The sequence below is a fragment of the Calyptranema fuscum S582 genome, assembly GCF_055793305.1.
Genome location: NZ_JBSLYH010000011.1, coordinates 90978 through 108011, shown reverse-complemented (window position 1 = coordinate 108011; position 17034 = coordinate 90978). Strand labels below are relative to the sequence as shown.

Genomic DNA, 17034 nt, shown 5'->3' with positions numbered 1-17034 from the left:
GCGCTACCGTCGCCGCTAGGGTGTTTTTTTTTGGGAACTGGGGTCGGATGCAGAGTCATCCTCTTCGGGCACAAACAGTTGCCCTTCAGGCGTAGTCGTAGGGCTCTCAGGAATATCTGCAAAGGCACTCTCTAAGGTGAACTCATCCGCGCCCTTGTCACCTGGGGCATCCGTTATGGGTGTAGTAGATGGATCGGCATCGGGAAGGGCTTCAAACAACCGATCCAAACCTTCTAATGTGAAGGCGTTAGTATCTTCTGAAGCGGGGGTTCCCAGGCTATCTAAACTGGCTAGCGTGCTGTTTTCGACTTCCGCAAATAAATCTTCAATCGTAGGGTTCGTAAATGCAGTTGCGTCTGCCTCTGAACTTGCTGAAGGTGCTTCAGGTAGATCAGCCATCAAATCATCTGCAAATAAACTGTCGGGTTCATCCGCTGCGAACAGATCGTCACCCGTTGCGCCCATAAACGATGCCTCAGACGCAGATGCATCTGCCCCGGTGGCAGCAGCAAAATCATCCAATGTCAAATCGACTGGCTCTGACACAGACGGAGCCGCAAATAATGAATTGGGCGATTCCGTAGCAAACAGGTCTTCGATCGTCGAACCGAGCGGATCTGAGGAGATTTCAGGCGAGGTTGAAATGGCATCGGCAAAGTCGCTCAATGGCGACTCAGGCGTTTCAGATACCATTTCTTCCGCAAACAGATCCTCTGTGTCACCCGTGGCAAACCAATCTGCGATCGTGGAACTGATTGTATCGGTAGGAGATGGGGGTTGTGGGGAGGGGAGTTGGGACGGGTCTAAAATGGCGGTCGGCTCATCATCAGCACTGGGTTGGGCGATCGCCGCAGGTTCTTCAAAGCCAAACAGCATCTCATCATAGTAAGAGTCATCTACATCAAACTCTTGTGAGATAAAAGCAGGGGCTTCTTCGGTATTTAATTCGGCATCCAGGAAGCCAGCCAGACTATCCTCTTCAGCCTCTAATGCAAATACCTCCGGTTCAGACTCCTCCGGTTGAGATGCCTCCGCTTCAGGTACCTCCAGTTCAAACATCTCCGCTTCAGGTGCCTCCGGCTCAAATGCTGCCGCTTCAGGTGCCTCGAATTCAGGAGCCCCTACTTCAGGTGCCTGCGATTCCAGCAGATCAAAGAAACCAGCTTCAGAATTTTCCTCAGCCTCCTCTCCAAACAGGTCTGCCGCTTTCAGCCCTTCTAGACCGGCTAAGGAATGATCGATATCATCTGATGACTCTGTGCCCAATGGGCTGGCATCCGGCGACAGGTCAAAATCTGATGGGCTTTCTGTTATCCCCAAAGACGCTAGATCTTGCGCCAAAGCTTCGCCTAGGAAATCTAAATTTTGCTCCAGTTCATCCGGCTCTACATCGGGTTGTGATCCCTCCAGGGAGTCCAACTCAGATGCCAGATTGGATGCGCCTACATCTTCCAGACCAGAGTCAAAGGTGGCGGCACCTGAGTCATCCGACTCTTCTTGCAAGAAAGCTTCAAGCGCCATGAATTCATCAATCGTAGACTCATCAACGGCTTCGGACTCATCAACGGCTTCGGACTTGTTAACAGCTTCGAACTCATCCGAGACGGCAAATACGTCAGCCAGGGCAGAGTCGTCTACAGCAGCAGTGTCAGCAATATCAAAGGTATCAGACAGGTCAGACGCGATCGCATCACTCTCCGCTTCGGGGCTTGCCGCTGGCTCATCCAGGTAAAGGGTTTCGCTGGAGTAATCACTTGGGTCTAAATCTTCAGACAGCAAGAATAATGCTGAATCCAGATCGCTCTCGTTGACCCGCTCGGTTAGAGACGCCTCGGTCGGTTCAATCGCGGGACTCAATGTATCCGCCGTCATCTCCAGATCGGCAGCTTCACTGGGAATTTCTTCTAATTCTAAAAGGGCATCCTCATCGTCATCGGCAGCAGTGCTTGCCGCATCCTCAGGGGTCGGTTGGGCAGGTTCTGCCATCGACCAATCTGACGCCGCCCACTCACTATCATCCACTAACGACGATTCTGGCGTATCAGAAAACAGTGCATCCTGCCAGCTTTCTAGACTAGACAAATCAGAGGTCAACTGTTGCAGCGCATCAGAGGGCAGACGCAACTCTCCGCGCCCCTCTTCTGGGGAGGCTTCTGTTTCCTCGATCAAGCTTTCGTCGGGTGATGCCGGAATGTAGTCTTCACCGTCAAGCCCAATATCCGTCTCAGACGAGTATTGCAAGGCTTCCATTAACTCAGCACTGGCTTCGGCTTCGGGATCAGGAATACCGATGAGTTCTGAAAGCGAGGTGACGGATTCAATTTCGTCTAGGGGAATGCCATCCGTCATGCCATCCTCTGCGGCGAGGGAGGGTGCTGCCCGTTCTGATGAGGCTTCCAGGTTCATCAACTCACCTGTATCGGCGATCGCGGTTGACCCTTCTTCAAACAAGAAGTTTTCTAAGGATTGCGCCATCACCTGGGAAACCTCGTCTAACGGCGCGATTTCTGCGGCTTGGGTGCTATCGGGAATGCCACCAAACAGGTCTGCTTCGGTAAAGATGTCGGCGTCCAGAGGGGGACTATCTGTTTGTGAAGGAACGTCGGTCAACTCTGGGGCAACGGCAGAAATGGCTTCGGCAATGTGTTGGTCAATCGGACTGGCGAGCGACTCGGTATCGGCATCGGCTCCTGAACCGGCAATGCCAAATAGACTTTGATACAGATCATCGAGTTCACTGGGAACCGCTTCTGTAGGGGCGATCGCCTGATTTTGGTTGGCAGTTGATGATGGAGCGGCATCATCTGCCTGCAAGTCATCGGTTAACTGATTCAGCAGATCAAAGGCGGAGTCTAAATCATCGGGCGACGATGGCGACAGCGGGCTGCCCTGAATGCTGGTGAGTTCTTCCAGATCCGTTTGAATTTGCGTCAGATCATTGTCGAACTGAAAGAAGGTGAGATCGTCATCATCACTGGGCAGGGTGGTGAACGGTTGGTTGGCTTGCAAGAACGTGAGATCGTCTTGCAAACTAGACGCGTCGATATCTGCGGGCGAACTTAACTCAAAATCACTCAGATCCAAATCTGCCATCTCGGCATCACTGATGATGCGGGGAATCGGGCCGGATGGCGGTTGCAGGATAGTTGCCGGACCACTATCGTCGATGTTGCTGATCGGGAAGGGTGGCTCTTTGAGGTTGCCAATTAACGGCAATGACGATTTAGCATCGTAGGGCGATGGCTTGGGTTCCGCCAGAGGTGGGGTGGGTTGCCAATCATCGGTTTCGATGGACGATTGCAGATAGGTCGAGGCTTCTCGTCCCAATTGTTGCGCCAAACGGTTGACCAGAGCAGCAAACATGGCTTCGCCTTGCTGACCCAGACTATGCATTTTGTCTAAGCCCTGACCCAGCGATTCTTGATAACTCTGGATATTGTTTTGCAACGAGTCAAAAATCACTGCCAGGGTTGAGTCTAGCTTGAGAACCAGTTGATCCGACTGTGCCTGGATCATTTGCAAATGTTCTAGCCGCTGCGATGGGCTGAGCATTGGCGGTTGGTAACCAGAAACGCCCTCTGTCAGTTGAGGAGCCGGATCGCCCATAAGAGAGCGATCGCGTAAGGACTGAGCTTCCAAATTAACTAACATTTGGGCAACTTGTCCCGTCAGATTTTCCTGCAATCTGCCCATCAACGACTGGAGAAAGTCAGTAATAATCTGTTGTTGATTAACCTGCTGCTGGGGCAACGAATAATGCTGTCGTTGGGCTTCTAACAGCCGAATTTCTTGTGCCAACGCTTCTCGCCGTTGCTGCATCACCTCAATATCTTGGCGCAGAGGCTGCATCACATTCGAGCGGAGGTAGTTCATTTCTTGCAAGACAGCTTGCAACACTTGCTGGGCAGACTCTGCCGCCGCTGCCGCCTGCATCGCTTGATATTGACCCGCCGATGGGGCTGACGGTGGGAAAAAACTGCTCCCAGGGCTGATTGCACCAAACCGCTCTGCCTCCGCCAATTGCTTTTCCAGGAGAGCCAGATAGCCGCGAGTTTGTTCTAAAACGTCTCGATGTTGTTCGAGCGCTTGAGACGTGACCCAAGGCATCCGAGGAATCGGTCTACCCAATACCTCGTTGATTTGGTCAATCATTGCTTGAATTTGGGCTTTCTGAGAGGTCACAGTAAAAATCCCCTGACAAGAAAGTTGTCGTTATAAAAGCTTGAAAGCGTAACTACTGCTACTGCATAAATATTAATTGAGATTTCCCCAGGAGCGCAGCAAATTTAACCCAAATCAGATAGATTTGCCGTGTTTTCAACGGGGGTTTCTCAAACAAACTCATCGCATTATCGCCTCATTAGACTCTATCGGAGATAGCAGGTTTGAGGTTTGAAATTATTGGGCGAGGTTATGATGCCGTGCCACAAAATAATTGACGATACCATCTTTTGAGAAGAGCGATTACAAGTTTAGTTGAAGATTGCTCCGATCAAGTCCCTGACACTGTCAGAATCAACCTTTTGCAATATTTTTTGACACAGACCAGAGAGACAGATTAGCAAGAAGATTTGACCATCAACAGCGTCTACCTACGGATATCTGGATTCGTATCCGGTAGGGATCAACAGAAAATTTTCAGGTGGAATTCGCCAACGGAATTCTATGGAGTCTTTGCTGAGGGTAGAGCACACAGACTTACGAATTTCCAATCTTCGACTATCTTCAGGAAAAGTGGGACTGAAGCAACAAAAATATACTTAGAGTCGTATGACTTGCGATCGCCTGCCGCATGTTACAGCCTATTCATCTAGTACACCAACTTAAAAGTTTTAGAGGGGGTGGAGGGGGTAAAACCCCCTCTTGGGGGCGCAGCCCCCAAACCCCCATGTTGCAAAATTTCGTGTTTGCAACACTAGCTCAAACTGTTTAGGAGAAACTGTTATAGAGCCGTCAAGTTTTGCTCTCTCATGCTTTTATGCTTAAACTGGAGGAAGGCTAGCTTATTAAAAGGCGCTAAAGTGCAAGAACTCAACGGCAAACCTCTCGTATTTCTAGATACGAATGTTGTAGCTTCTTATCTGCGTGGTGAGTCGCCCAGCTCGCATCTATTCTCTAGAGAGATAATCGAGAAAGTTCATCTTGCAATTAACCCGATAGTACTTCAGGAGCTTTTTTTCCTTGCTGAAGCTCGTAAACATCCTGAAGTGTTTAATGAGATTCAACAAGAGGTTAGGCTTTTACCCCTAAACTTTGAGAAAGCTGAAGAGTATCTTAAACAGGCAGCAAACCTTCGTAATCGAATTGCCCATTCCAATGATGTTTTGATTTTAAGTAGTGCGTCGGATTGCGACTATTTTGTAACTTATGATAAGGCATTAAAAAGTACACTGATTTCGCTGTCAACTGGTAAGCCTGAAGTTGTGACACCCGAACAGCTAATATCTCAACTTACAAGCAAGGTCTAAAGGTAGATCAGGCGTGAAGGTTTACATTGACACAGGTGTTTTTATAGACTATCTCAGCGCACAAGCAATCGCTGGTTCAAGCTTGCGATCTACAGATCGCCGAGGACGTACTCCCAAAAAGCTATTTGAAGATGCAGAAAATGTTCTTAAGAAAGTAGCTTCTTCACACATAGCAGCGACATCGAGTTTAACTTACTATGAAGTTGAAGAGGCTTTGTTTAAGCAACTTACCTCAGTTGCAACAGGTATGGCAAATGCAAGTACAATTCGAGTTCTTGCAGCCCGTTCTATCGTCCCGCAGACTATTACAGCAGTGCGTTTTTTTAGCATTGATGTTCTTGATCTAACTTCTACAACAGTAGAAGAACAGTTAAGTAATGTGGAGTTATATGTTCGGGGTATACGAGCTGCCGATGCACTTCATGTTGCAAGTGCTATTAACTTTGATGCGGAAGTTCTAATTTCTGTAGATGAGGATGTGCTTAAACTAGATGGTATTATTACCAACAAAAGTGGAGTCCCTATCAAGTTTTGTGATACAGACATTGCGCTAACAATTTTGTAACGGGCTAACGTAGACCCATGCACCCAACCGTTCGAAGGTTACCCGTTTGATGTTTAAATCAATCTGCGGTGGGTAATGGGTGATATTGGGATACTCAGGCTTTGATGAGAACAGCTCTCAGATTGCCAATTGACTTCAGCTTTAATTAGGCAACTGTGATCTGACGATGAACAAACTGCGATCGCTCTATTTCCTTACGTAAAGCGATCGCAGTGACAGAAAAACAGAAGGAATCGATCATCTGCCGTCAGCCATGCCATTACCTGACTGGTCTCGGCACGAGCCAAATGCAACGCATCAAATGTCCCCAACCCTCGCTGGACTAACATACCCGCTCGAACCTCAATGGCTTCATCTACCGCAATTTGCAGAGTTACTAAGGCAGCGAATGCCAGAGGCTGAGATTTCCGCTCCGAATCGCGAGTTTGATTAAGTTCGAGTGCGATCGCGAACCCAGACTTGCAAAGAAATCCATTTGATTTTTAGATAAACTTGTGCTCATCTACCAGGCTGCGATCGCGTATCGAACCGAGTTATGAAATTGCAAATCGTGCCTATACTCGACACCTCCTGCCTGATTTAAGCAAATTACTAGAGCAGTCTCTAGGGATTTCGCTGAGGGGTATCGCTAGCCAATTCCAAAAGTCCCGGTGAAGCAATGAATCCATAGTAGAAGGCTATAGCAGCGCTCAAACCATGCAATAAAACATCACTTCCGAAGATTGGCACTGTACCGAAAAGTGTGTTGGCATAGGGAATGAGCCCTAGTACAGCAAACAGCCCATAGAACACGGCGATCGCTCGACTATAGGTGCGAGCACTATCTAGCGAGAGGGATGCTGCGATTCCCAACAATCCAGCAACAATGCGAATGAAATTATGAATTCCATTGGTAGGAATAATTCCTGCAATGTAACCATATCCCATGCTGTAGGCATCACTTACTTCAGAGGTGGCTGCCGTATAGTGAACTAGTCCTGGAATAAGTCCCATAATTCCAAGTCCAACAAAAAAGATGCCCGCAATTAAGGAAAAATACTGTCCTGCTTTCATGGTCAAATTCTCCGTGTTTAGCTTAGGTTTAATCGTTCAAGATTTGAATATTCAAGATTCAAATCAGCTGCACTTTCGTCTGTACTTTAAGCTAATCGTTTGAATTTATTAGCTCCTCTGACTAGGGGGATAGATTACTGATGAAACACAGAACGGACTTAAGTTTGAAAGTGCTGAGGATCTCAATCGCCGTTTCAGGAGGTTGCCAATGAAGCCTTGCGGATTGGTAAATTTAGGATGGAAATATTCGCAGATTGGCTACACTTTTGAAGTAGCAAATACGTTGATGGCAGCAGTTAATTGACTCTACAAAGTGAACCTGGGTAGTGGTATTTAGGTAATGGTTTTTTGTTACGCAGGCAACACCCGCGTAACAAAAAAATCATTACTTTTTTATGACTGCTTGGATGAATAGGTAACTGCGATCGCTTTACTTGTTGGCGTAAGGCGATCGCAAGTTTGTTCATAGCTGGCTGATACCAAACGTAGAAGCATTAATTGACTGGCTCGATTTGACTATTGTGAATATAGCCATTTCTGCCACAGGCGTCGGTCAGCGCCCACTCACCCTCCCAGCGGTAGACATTAATGGTGGATCGGGCATGAAGCACACATTGTATTGCACCATTGGGGCTGACGCGGACATTCGAGGGTGGGGCAAACACACGCCAGGTGGAAGACGTGCTAGCGCCTCCAGCATTACAGACAATTCGCAGCATCTCGGCGGTCGTGTCTGATTGCGGACGATGTACAACATTATCTGCGAACGTCGTCCAGGTCATATCTTCGCAGTTTGCCTGACTGTAGCGTTCGTCGTTGCCCAGATAATAGACAAAATCAACGCTTCTGTAGCTTACGGGATTGATGGAGTTCATATCGACCGTGACGCTTTGCCCACCTACGGCTCGACCAATGTATCGCATTGAGCTTTGTGCCCAAGCATCTGAAGCAGACAAGGCGAGAGTACTGGCACCTAACACTGCAAAAAGCCATCGAGAAATTTTCATCGTACTCCTCCAGAACAATCACATAGGGGATGCCGATTCTCAACCATTCCACAACAGATTTTGAAAGGGGAGGTGTAGGGTTTTCTGAATCAACGTGAAATACGCGGAATCGGTCTATTTTTAGAATTCCCGTATTCCCAACCGAGCAATGCAACCGATAACATTACGTTTCATTAGGTAAATTTGCTGAGCAGGCTTCAGACTATCCACATTGAGATGCGATGAATCACATCGTGACCCAAAGGTAAATGGCTGATTTGCAAAGGAAAGAGGGGATTGATGATTCCTGCCCGAAGGGCAGGAATCATCAATCCCCCAAATCAGTGCTAAGGTTCGCGGATTGAATAAAACCCAATTCTTTTTGAGAGAGCGACGGCGGAGCCGTCGCTCTCTCAAAAAGAATTACGGGTTATTTAATTCGTGATCCTAGTACACCAACTTAAAAGTTGTAGAGGGGGTGAAGGGGGTGAAACCCCCTCTTGGGGGCTGCGCCCCCAAACCCCCATGTTGCAAAATTTAGTGTTTGTAATACTAGGAGTGTCTTTCGAGTGCTAGTTGGATCAGTTGATCGACCAACTCGCTGAAGGGGATGCCGCTGGCTGCCCACAGCATGGGATACATACTGGTTGCAGTAAACCCTGGCATGGTGTTGATTTCGTTGATCAGAACTTCTCCGGTAGCTTCCACATAGAAGAAGTCAACCCGGGCGATTCCGGCAGCATCAACGGCAGCGAAAGCGCGCAAAGACATGTCTTGAATCTGGGTGGCGATCGCATCGGGCACCTGAGCTGGGATCGCTAAATCTGCCAAGCCCTGAGTGTATTTGGTTTCATAGTCATAAAAATCGCTGGTGTAAGTGATCTCACCCACTACTGAGGCTTTGGGATGATCATTGCCTAACACGGCACATTCCAATTCTCTAACTTTGACCCCAGCTTCGACAATCAACCGGCGATCGTAACTGGCAGCACTGTCCAACGCCGCTTCTAACTCAGAGCGAGTGCGCGCTTTGGAAATGCCCACCGATGACCCCAGATTGGCGGGTTTAATAAAACAGGGATAGCCTAACTCCGCTTCAATCTGGTCGCACAATTTGGGAAAAATGCAGGCATTCGACCAAACCTGGGCACGCGTTACGGCAACATATTTAACTTGGGGCAATCCAGCCTGGGCAAACGCCATTTTCATGGCAATCTTATCCATCCCCAGAGCAGACCCCAAGACATCAGACCCCACAAACGGCACCTGCATCAGCCGCAACAACCCCTGCACGGTGCCATCTTCACCATTGGGACCATGCAAAATAGGAAACCAGACATCGACATCTGCTACTTGGGCAGGCGGTTGCCACCGATCGAGCTGACGAGGTTTGGAAGATGTCGCTTCAAGACTATTGGCGGTAGTGGTTAGGCTGCTTTGCTCACTCGGTTGCGATGGCAACTCTGCGGCAGAAACGGCTGCGGTTAAAACCTGTTGGGCAAGGTCGCCCATCTGCCATTGTCCATCTTTTTGGATGTAGACGGGCATCAACTCATATTTATCGATATTCTGGTCAGCGTTCAATGCCTGGGCGATCGCCCGCGCTGAACTAATCGAGACGTCATGCTCCCCAGAACATCCTCCAAACAACAGCCCAACACGTAGTTTTGGCATCTTGCATTCCTTTCGTGACCGTCCTCAAAGAGTAGTGATTTGTGTTGCACTGGGTTTGACAATGCAATATAAATCATTACCTTAATACCACTATTGCTCTCTTCACACCAGATTTTATAGCGCTTCGCACTTGGATAGAGTATGGGTTTTGAGAGAGAGCCGCGCTCTGCGTGGCTCTCTCAAAAACGCCTTTGAAGAATGGCTTCAGAAACGGTGTTGTGGGGCGCTCCGCGCCCCACAACACCGTTTCTGTAATGACTTTGCACACCGCTATAGGCAGGATTGAATCCAGCTATAACGTTAACGGCGAAACCTCCGGTTTCGCTGTTAACGTTATAGCCAAGTAACTCAGTCAATTGAATGACGTCAGGCGATCGCAAACACAGGTTCCCCGGTGAGGCTAAACGCTCGGATTTCGGTAATTTTGACGGGTACGATTTTACCCCTTAACTCGTTGATATCCCCTGTAAAAAAGGTGAGACGGTTGCCGGGAATTCGTCCCATCACCTGAGTCGGGTCTTTGGTATTTTGGTCTTCGACCAACACTTCTTCAATCCGTCCGTGATACCGTTGCGATCGCTCGGCAGCTTTGATGGAGACAAGATGATTCAGCCGTTGCAGGCGATCGCTCTTAACCGCTTCGGTTAACTGGTCGTGCCATACAGCGGCTGGAGTGCCGGGACGAGGCGAATAGGCTGCCGTATTCAATAGATCAAACCCAATCTCATCCACCAGACTTAACGTATTTTCAAATTGTGCTTCCGTCTCACCCGGAAAGCCGACAATGGCATCGGCACTAATCGAGGCATCGGGCATATAAGCTCGCACCATCTGAATAATCCGGCAATATTTTTCGCGGGTATAGCCCCGTGCCATCGCCTTGAGGATATCGTTATCACCCGATTGAAACGGGATATGAAAGTGCTCACAGACCTTTGGCAACTCGGCACAGGCACGAATCAACCGCTCGGTGAAATAGCGAGGATGGCTGGTGGCAAAGCGAATCCGCTCGATGCCAGGGATATCGTGAATAAAGTAAAGCAAATCGGTCAGGGTATGCTGCCGTCGCCCGGATGCTGCAATTCCAGGCAAGTCGCGCCCATAGGCATCAATATTTTGCCCCAACAAGGTGATCTCTTTATAACCCTGCTGCCCTAGGTGTTCAATTTCTGCGCGAATATCTTCAGGCGATCGCGACTGCTCTACTCCCCTAACATTGGGCACCACACAATAGGTACAGCGTTCATTGCACCCATAGATGACATTCACCCAGGCGGTAACCGTGCTATCGCGTCGAGGCTTGGTAATATCCTCAAAAATATGAACTGGCTCCGTGGCAATTACCTGATTGCCATTAAAAACTTGTTCCAACAAATCTTTCAGGCGATTGGCATGATGTGGTCCCATTACCAGATCGACTTCAGGGACTCGCCGCAACAGCGCTTCTCCTTCTTGCTGTGCCACACATCCAGCCACCACCAGCGTTAAGTTAGGCTGTTCGTGCTTTCGCTTTGCCTGCCTACCCAGGTAAGAATAGACTTTTTGTTCTGCATTATCGCGAATCGTGCAAGTGTTGTAGAGGATCAGATCGGCTTCATCGGCTGTGTCTGACCACTGGAACCCCATATCTTCCAGGATTCCAGCCATGCGTTCGGAATCTGCCTTGTTCATCTGGCATCCAAACGTCGTGATGTGATATCGGCGCGCAGAACTAGACATAACGTTTTTAGCTTGACTAAAACCTGAGAATATTTGGCAACTTCAACAGAGACGGAAATTCTAGTCTATACCCAAATGAAAAGGGCGAACCAATCGCCTATCAAGCAGGGCATATTTTGGGGCGATTACTACAAAATGCAAACTTAAATATTATGGCTCAAAAAAATGTGTAGTCTGATACAAACGGAAATCGCAAAGCAGTAGACTGTTAAAAAAGTTAAAAGCTCCAGGGTTTGGGTCATAGCATGACGATGGTTTGGGGTGAATTGATCAACCCCGAAATATGGTTTTGTTTGCACCTGAAGACGGTGATGTTTTAGATCGGTTGATCATTTTTTAGAACGGCATGCGGAGCGCGCCTTTTGAAAAAATGATCAACCCGTTTGAAATACGATCGCTAAAGACTTGACATGAGCTTAATATTTGCGGGGCAACGCTTGCAGAATTGCGCGTATAGAATGCCTCCCCGGTTAATACTGTGGTGATTTAAATTAGTTTGTTGAGAAGTGAGTGAGATGACTATGCGTAAATGGGGTCCTATACTGCTGGCTGTATCTCTTACAGTGACAGCGCTATCAGCTTGTACCACTGCCCCTACAGACTCTGCGGCTTCCCCATCGGGTGAGACTGCGTCTTCATCTGGCTCAGCCAGTCGTTTAGACGAAATTGTGTCTCGCGGCAAGCTAATTTGTGGAGTTGAGGGCACGATTCCTGGCTTTAGCTTTGTGGATTCTAGCGGTACCTATTCTGGTTTGGATGTTGATATTTGCCGTGCCGTGGCAGCAGCAATCTTCGGCACCTCAGAAAACATTGATGAGAAAATTGAATATCGTAACCTTGACTCTACGGCTCGTTTTCCGGCGTTGCAAAATGGTGAGGTTGATGTACTTTCTCGTAACACAACCTGGACGTCTAGCCGCGATGCAGCAGGTGGTAACGGGTTAGAATTTGCGCCGACGACTTTCTTTGATGGTCAAGGTTTGTTGGTCAGCAAAGCCAGCGGCATTCAAAGTATTGCAGATCTGGATGGTAAGTCAGTTTGTGTAGAAACCGGAACCACGACAGAGTTGAACTTAGCTAGCCGGACTAAAGAAGCTGGTGTCACCATTAGTGAAGTGAAGTTCCAGGACTCTAATGCAGCGATCGCCGCCTTCCAGGAAGGTCGATGTGAAGTCTTTACGTCTGACCGTTCACAGCTGGCAGCAAAACGGTCTGCACTACCGACCCCAGACGACTATGTACTGCTGGATGATGTCTTGTCTAAGGAACCCCTTGGCCCTGTTACCGTCAACGGCGATTCGCGACTCTATGATGTGGTGAAGTGGGTTACCTATGGGCTCATTCAAGCCGAAGAATTTGGCATCACGCAAGCCAACGTTGAAGAAAAACTGACCGATCCTAGCCCAGATATTCAGAACTTCTTGGGTGTACAAGGGGAGCTAGGTAAGCAGTTGGGGTTGCCTAACGACTACATGGTTCATGTGGTTAAAGCGGTCGGAAACTACGGCGAGGTCTATGAGCGCAATGTAGGCGAATCCTCAGACTTGCAGATTCCTCGTGGTCCCAATGAGCTGTGGACAAATGGCGGTCTGATGTACTCGCCACCGTTCCGTTAATAGAGAAATTGTGAAAGCAGGGGTCAGCGATCGCTCGCCCCTGTTTTTCATAACGTTAGCCTCAAATTTTGTAGAGGCACAGCGCTTAGGTCAAGATGTTTGAGATCAATCCAGGATCGTTCACCGAATCCTCAGCATCTACGCCAGGTCAACACACATAAGGATCGGGGATTTCATCAAACCCTGCTTTTTGGGAGAGAGACGGCGACGCCGTCTCTCTCCCAAAAAGAATTACAGGTTAGTTAAAGTCTAGACGTTTATTTTGGCAAGCGCGGCGTCGCCGCACTTCTGACGATAAATCGTTGATTTTACGAAATCCACGCTCCTGAGTCCCTCGTACATTATTTAGGGATGCGGGCACCATGCAGACGAGTGATAGCAGCGAAAAAATACCCCTTTGGCGAGACGAGCGGTTTTGGCGTATCGCGATTCAAGCCTTTGCGTTAATTGTGGTGGTGGTGATCGGTTCGATTTTGCTCGGCAATATGAACCGAAATCTGGCACAATTGGGACGCCAATTTAACTTCAGTTTTTTGCAAAACTCAGCCGGGTTTAACATTGGCGAAAGCATTCTTCCCTACAGCACAAACGATCGCTACTGGTGGGCGCTGGTTATTGGCTTTGTCAACACATTACGGCTGATTTTGGTTGGTTTTGTGGTTGCCACTGTGTTAGGGGTGGTTGCAGGGGTAGCTAGTTTTTCAGATAACTGGTTACTGCGTAAGCTCAATCGGGTGTATGTGGAAATTGTTCGCAACATCCCCTTATTGCTGCAACTCTTTTTCTGGATTTTTGTCGTTTTCTATGGGTTAGCCCCTCAAGCAACGCCTAACGATCCCCCTGCGTCTTTTCTTTGGGCTGGCTATATCAGTAAGAAAGGAATTGTTCTGCCCTGGCCGACCAACACTACAACGGCATGGTTAGGGCTGCTTGTCTTAGTGGTTGGAGCGATCGCTGCCATCGTCATTTGGCGTTGGCGTCTCAAAATCATGGAGTTGCAGGGGTCTTCGGGGAAGACTCAATTGGTGATTTTAATTGCGATCGCGATCGCATTCCTGGCGATTTTGATTTTTGGATTGGGCTGGGAATTTCCTCGTATCAACGAAGCACAAAACTCGGTAGAAGGCGGACTGCGGCTATCCATGGAATATGCAGCTGTTCTATCAGGGCTTTCTGTTTACACCGGCGCATTCATTGCCGAAATCGTTCGAGCCGGGATCCAGTCTGTTTCCAAAGGACAGTGGGAAGCTGCCAGAGCGCTAGGCCTGCACACCGGGTTGTCGATGCAACTGGTCGTTTTGCCGCAAGCCTTGCGGGTGATTATCCCCTCGCTCAATAGCCAGTATATGAACCTGGCAAAGAACTCGACCCTGGCACTGGCGATCGGCTATCCCGATTTCTTTTCCACGTTTCAAACAACGCAAAACCAGACTGGGCGAGCCGTTGAGATGATTCTCATCCTCATGGGGCTGTATCTCATCCTTAACTTGATCATTTCGTTGATTATGAACCAGCTCAATCGCATGGTTCAGCTCAAAGAAAGGTAAGTCTAACCCGTTCCATTATCGCTTTTGCTACGGATTTTCGATCCCAATGGTTAGCACGAGCGATCGCCGTTTAATCCATCGACCCAACACGTCAGGTTTGGCTATGGCTACCACATTTACCCCCACATCGAGTTCTCCACCCCCCATCGCCCAATTGGGACCCGTCGCCTGGTTACGAAAAAATCTGTTCAGCAATTGGTTCAACAGCATTCTTACCCTGGTGATTGTTGCCATTGTCGGAAACGGTGCTATTAATTTGCTGCGGTGGTCATTCACAACGGCGAAATGGGAAGTCATTCCGGCTAACCTGCCGCTTTATTTCGTCGGTCGGTTTCCTGCCGCACAATATTGGCGATTGTGGATTCTTTTGGGGATCCTTGCTGTTTTATCAGGATTATCGTGGGGTATTTTGGCGAAAGCGGCACCCCGCCTGTTTAGCCGACCAATTTTAGTCGGAGTGGCGATCGCGGCGTTGATTTCGGTCATTGCTCCTATTCCCATAGCCTATCGGCTTTTGTTGCTTGCCGTTGAAGCCGCCTTGATTGCAGGAGCATGGGCAGGAAAACAAGCCGCAGACACGGTTCCTGGTCTGGGCAAATGGATGTCGTTGGCGTGGACGTTAGCGTTTGTGATTGGGTTATGGCTATTACTCGGTGGGTTGGGCTTAAGACCCGTCAGCACCAACGATTGGGGTGGCATGTTGCTGACCGTATTCATGTCCCTGATCAGCATTGCAATTTCATTCCCGTTGGGAATTATGCTGGCGTTGGGACGACAAAGCCACCTACCCGTGATTCGCTGGCTCTCTACTACGTATATTGAAGTAGTGCGAGGGCTGCCGTTGCTGTCGATCTTGTTTTTTGCAGCCGTGATGGTGCCTTTGTTTTTACCCAGCAACGTCAGGCTAGATCTGGTGTTACGGGCAGTCATTGGTCTAACGTTATTTACCGCTGCCTACTTAGCTGAGACTATTCGGGGCGGGTTGCAATCGATTTCTCGGGGGCAAAGCGAAGCAGCCAGAGCATTGGGGCTAAGTACACCCCTGACGATCGCTCTGGTTGTTTTGCCTCAGGCATTGAAAATTTCAATTCCGGCGATCGTGGGTTTGTTTATCAGCCTGTTGCAAGATACTACGCTCGTTTTAATCATTGGGCTATTTGAGCTATTGGGCATTAGCCGCGCCATTCTAGCCAATCCTCAATTTATCGGACGGTATGCAGAAGTTTATCTGTTTATTGGATTGATCTATTGGGTGTTGTGTTATGCCATGTCCTGGGGCAGTCGTCGTCTAGAAGACCATCTGAGCACAACTCGATAGCTACGTAGCAGAGCGCACGGAAGCTGCCCCTAGTGTAGACCTTACAATTTAGAAACTAGCACCGTCAATATTGTAAGAACCGCGCTCCGCAGGGTTCTTACACAACAACCATCATCTATCCAGTCGCGAAGCGCTATCAATAAGTCGTACGATAAAATCTACTAGAGTCAATGGGAAAATCTAGCAATGACACATATTCAGACTGATGCCATGACGACAGAACAGGTTGATACTGAGCCGGTAATTATTGCTGAGAATGTTGAGAAGTGGTATGACAACAACTTCCATGTTCTTCGGGGCGTCAGTCTGACGGTGCAAAAGGGTGAAGTTGTCGTGGTAATGGGCCCCTCTGGTTCTGGCAAATCGACCTTCATCCGAACGTTTAATGCCCTGGAAACTTATCAAAAAGGTCGAATCGTGATTGATGGGATTCACCTTTCCTATGACTTAAAAAATATTGATGCAATTCGCCGAGAAGTTGGGATGGTGTTTCAGCAATTCAACCTATTCCCTCATCTCTCTGTTTTACAAAATGTGACTCTGGCTCCGATCTGGGTGCGTCGCTGGACAAAGGCTCGGGCAGAAGAAGTTGCCCTTCAGTTATTGGAACGAGTTGGCATTTTAGAACAGGCGAAAAAATTTCCAGGGCAATTATCGGGTGGGCAGCAACAACGGGTGGCGATCGCTCGTGCCTTAGCAATGCAGCCCAAAATTATGTTATTTGATGAACCGACCTCTGCTCTTGACCCTGAAATGGTGCGCGAGGTTTTGGACGTAATGCGAACTCTGGCAGGTTCGGGGATGACGATGGTTGTGGTGACGCACGAAGTTGGCTTTGCCCGCGAAGTTGCCGATCGGGTGGTGTTAATGGCAGATGGCTTGCTAGTTGAAGAAGGCACCCCAGACGAATTCTTCACGAATCCTAAAGAAGAAAGAACTCAGAAATTCCTCTCCCAAATTCTCTAAGCATCGGAGATCGAATCAGTTAATTGTTATTGGGAGAGTGCGGCTCCGCCGCACTCTCCCAATAACAATTATTCAAGTTATTTTTATGAGAATCCTAAGCAATTGAAATAATACTGCTTTTT

General features: G+C 48.5%; 12 protein-coding genes. 6 read left to right on the top strand and 6 right to left on the bottom strand.

All coding sequences use genetic code 11. The features are described from left to right. Positions 1–15: 15 nt before the first annotated feature. On the bottom strand, positions 16–4182 hold the full coding sequence (locus tag ACR6Z4_RS10120) for a hypothetical protein (protein WP_479717136.1): 4167 nt from the start codon (positions 4180–4182) through the stop codon (positions 16–18). An 839-nt stretch (positions 4183–5021) separates the two neighbouring features. On the opposite strand from ACR6Z4_RS10120, the gene ACR6Z4_RS10115 reads away from it, so the two are divergent. Both ACR6Z4_RS10115 and ACR6Z4_RS10110 read left to right on the top strand, forming a co-directional pair. Further along, positions 5022–5468 (top strand): type II toxin-antitoxin system VapC family toxin, encoded by a 447-nt coding sequence (locus ACR6Z4_RS10115; protein ID WP_479717135.1) that lies wholly within the window; start codon positions 5022–5024, stop codon positions 5466–5468. A gap of 13 nt (positions 5469–5481) precedes the next feature. Then, a complete protein-coding gene (locus tag ACR6Z4_RS10110) occupies positions 5482–6033 on the top strand; it encodes a type II toxin-antitoxin system VapC family toxin (protein WP_479717134.1) in 552 nt (183 codons plus the stop codon). Positions 6034–6227: 194 nt separating this feature from the next. Here ACR6Z4_RS10110 and ACR6Z4_RS10105 read toward each other — a convergent pair whose 3' ends face one another. The 5 genes from ACR6Z4_RS10105 to miaB all read right to left on the bottom strand — a co-directional run bounded on the left by ACR6Z4_RS10105 (position 6228) and on the right by miaB (position 11465). Further along, positions 6228–6362, bottom strand: a complete 135-nt coding sequence (locus tag ACR6Z4_RS10105) for a hypothetical protein (protein ID WP_479717133.1) — start codon at positions 6360–6362, stop codon at positions 6228–6230. A 274-nt stretch (positions 6363–6636) separates the two neighbouring features. Further along, complete coding sequence (locus tag ACR6Z4_RS10100; protein ID WP_479717132.1) at positions 6637–7086, bottom strand: DUF4383 domain-containing protein; 450 nt, start codon at positions 7084–7086, stop codon at positions 6637–6639. Positions 7087–7580: 494 nt separating this feature from the next. After that, complete coding sequence (locus ACR6Z4_RS10095; RefSeq protein ID WP_479717131.1) at positions 7581–8093, bottom strand: hypothetical protein; 513 nt, start codon at positions 8091–8093, stop codon at positions 7581–7583. A 531-nt stretch (positions 8094–8624) separates the two neighbouring features. Beyond that, positions 8625–9746, bottom strand: a complete 1122-nt coding sequence (locus ACR6Z4_RS10090) for a D-alanine--D-alanine ligase family protein (RefSeq protein ID WP_479717130.1) — start codon at positions 9744–9746, stop codon at positions 8625–8627. Positions 9747–10112: 366 nt separating this feature from the next. Continuing rightward, positions 10113–11465 (bottom strand): tRNA (N6-isopentenyl adenosine(37)-C2)-methylthiotransferase MiaB, encoded by a 1353-nt coding sequence (gene miaB / locus ACR6Z4_RS10085; RefSeq protein WP_479717129.1) that lies wholly within the window; start codon positions 11463–11465, stop codon positions 10113–10115. Positions 11466–11986: 521 nt separating this feature from the next. Here miaB and ACR6Z4_RS10080 point away from each other — a divergent pair. The 4 genes from ACR6Z4_RS10080 to ACR6Z4_RS10065 all read left to right on the top strand — a co-directional run bounded on the left by ACR6Z4_RS10080 (position 11987) and on the right by ACR6Z4_RS10065 (position 16912). Beyond that, a complete protein-coding gene (locus ACR6Z4_RS10080; protein WP_479717186.1) occupies positions 11987–13081 on the top strand; it encodes an amino acid ABC transporter substrate-binding protein in 1095 nt (364 codons plus the stop codon). Between the two features lie 362 nt (positions 13082–13443). After that, entirely contained in the window at positions 13444–14628 is a 1185-nt protein-coding gene (locus tag ACR6Z4_RS10075) for an amino acid ABC transporter permease (RefSeq protein ID WP_479717128.1), read from the top strand. A gap of 103 nt (positions 14629–14731) precedes the next feature. Next, the gene (locus ACR6Z4_RS10070) at positions 14732–15946 is read left to right on the top strand and encodes an amino acid ABC transporter permease (RefSeq protein ID WP_479717185.1); all 1215 of its coding nucleotides are present in this window, start codon (positions 14732–14734) and stop codon (positions 15944–15946) included. A gap of 186 nt (positions 15947–16132) precedes the next feature. Next, positions 16133–16912: an amino acid ABC transporter ATP-binding protein gene (locus ACR6Z4_RS10065; RefSeq protein ID WP_479717127.1), complete on the top strand. Its 780-nt coding sequence runs from the start codon at positions 16133–16135 to the stop codon at positions 16910–16912. Positions 16913–17034: the final 122 nt, after the last annotated feature.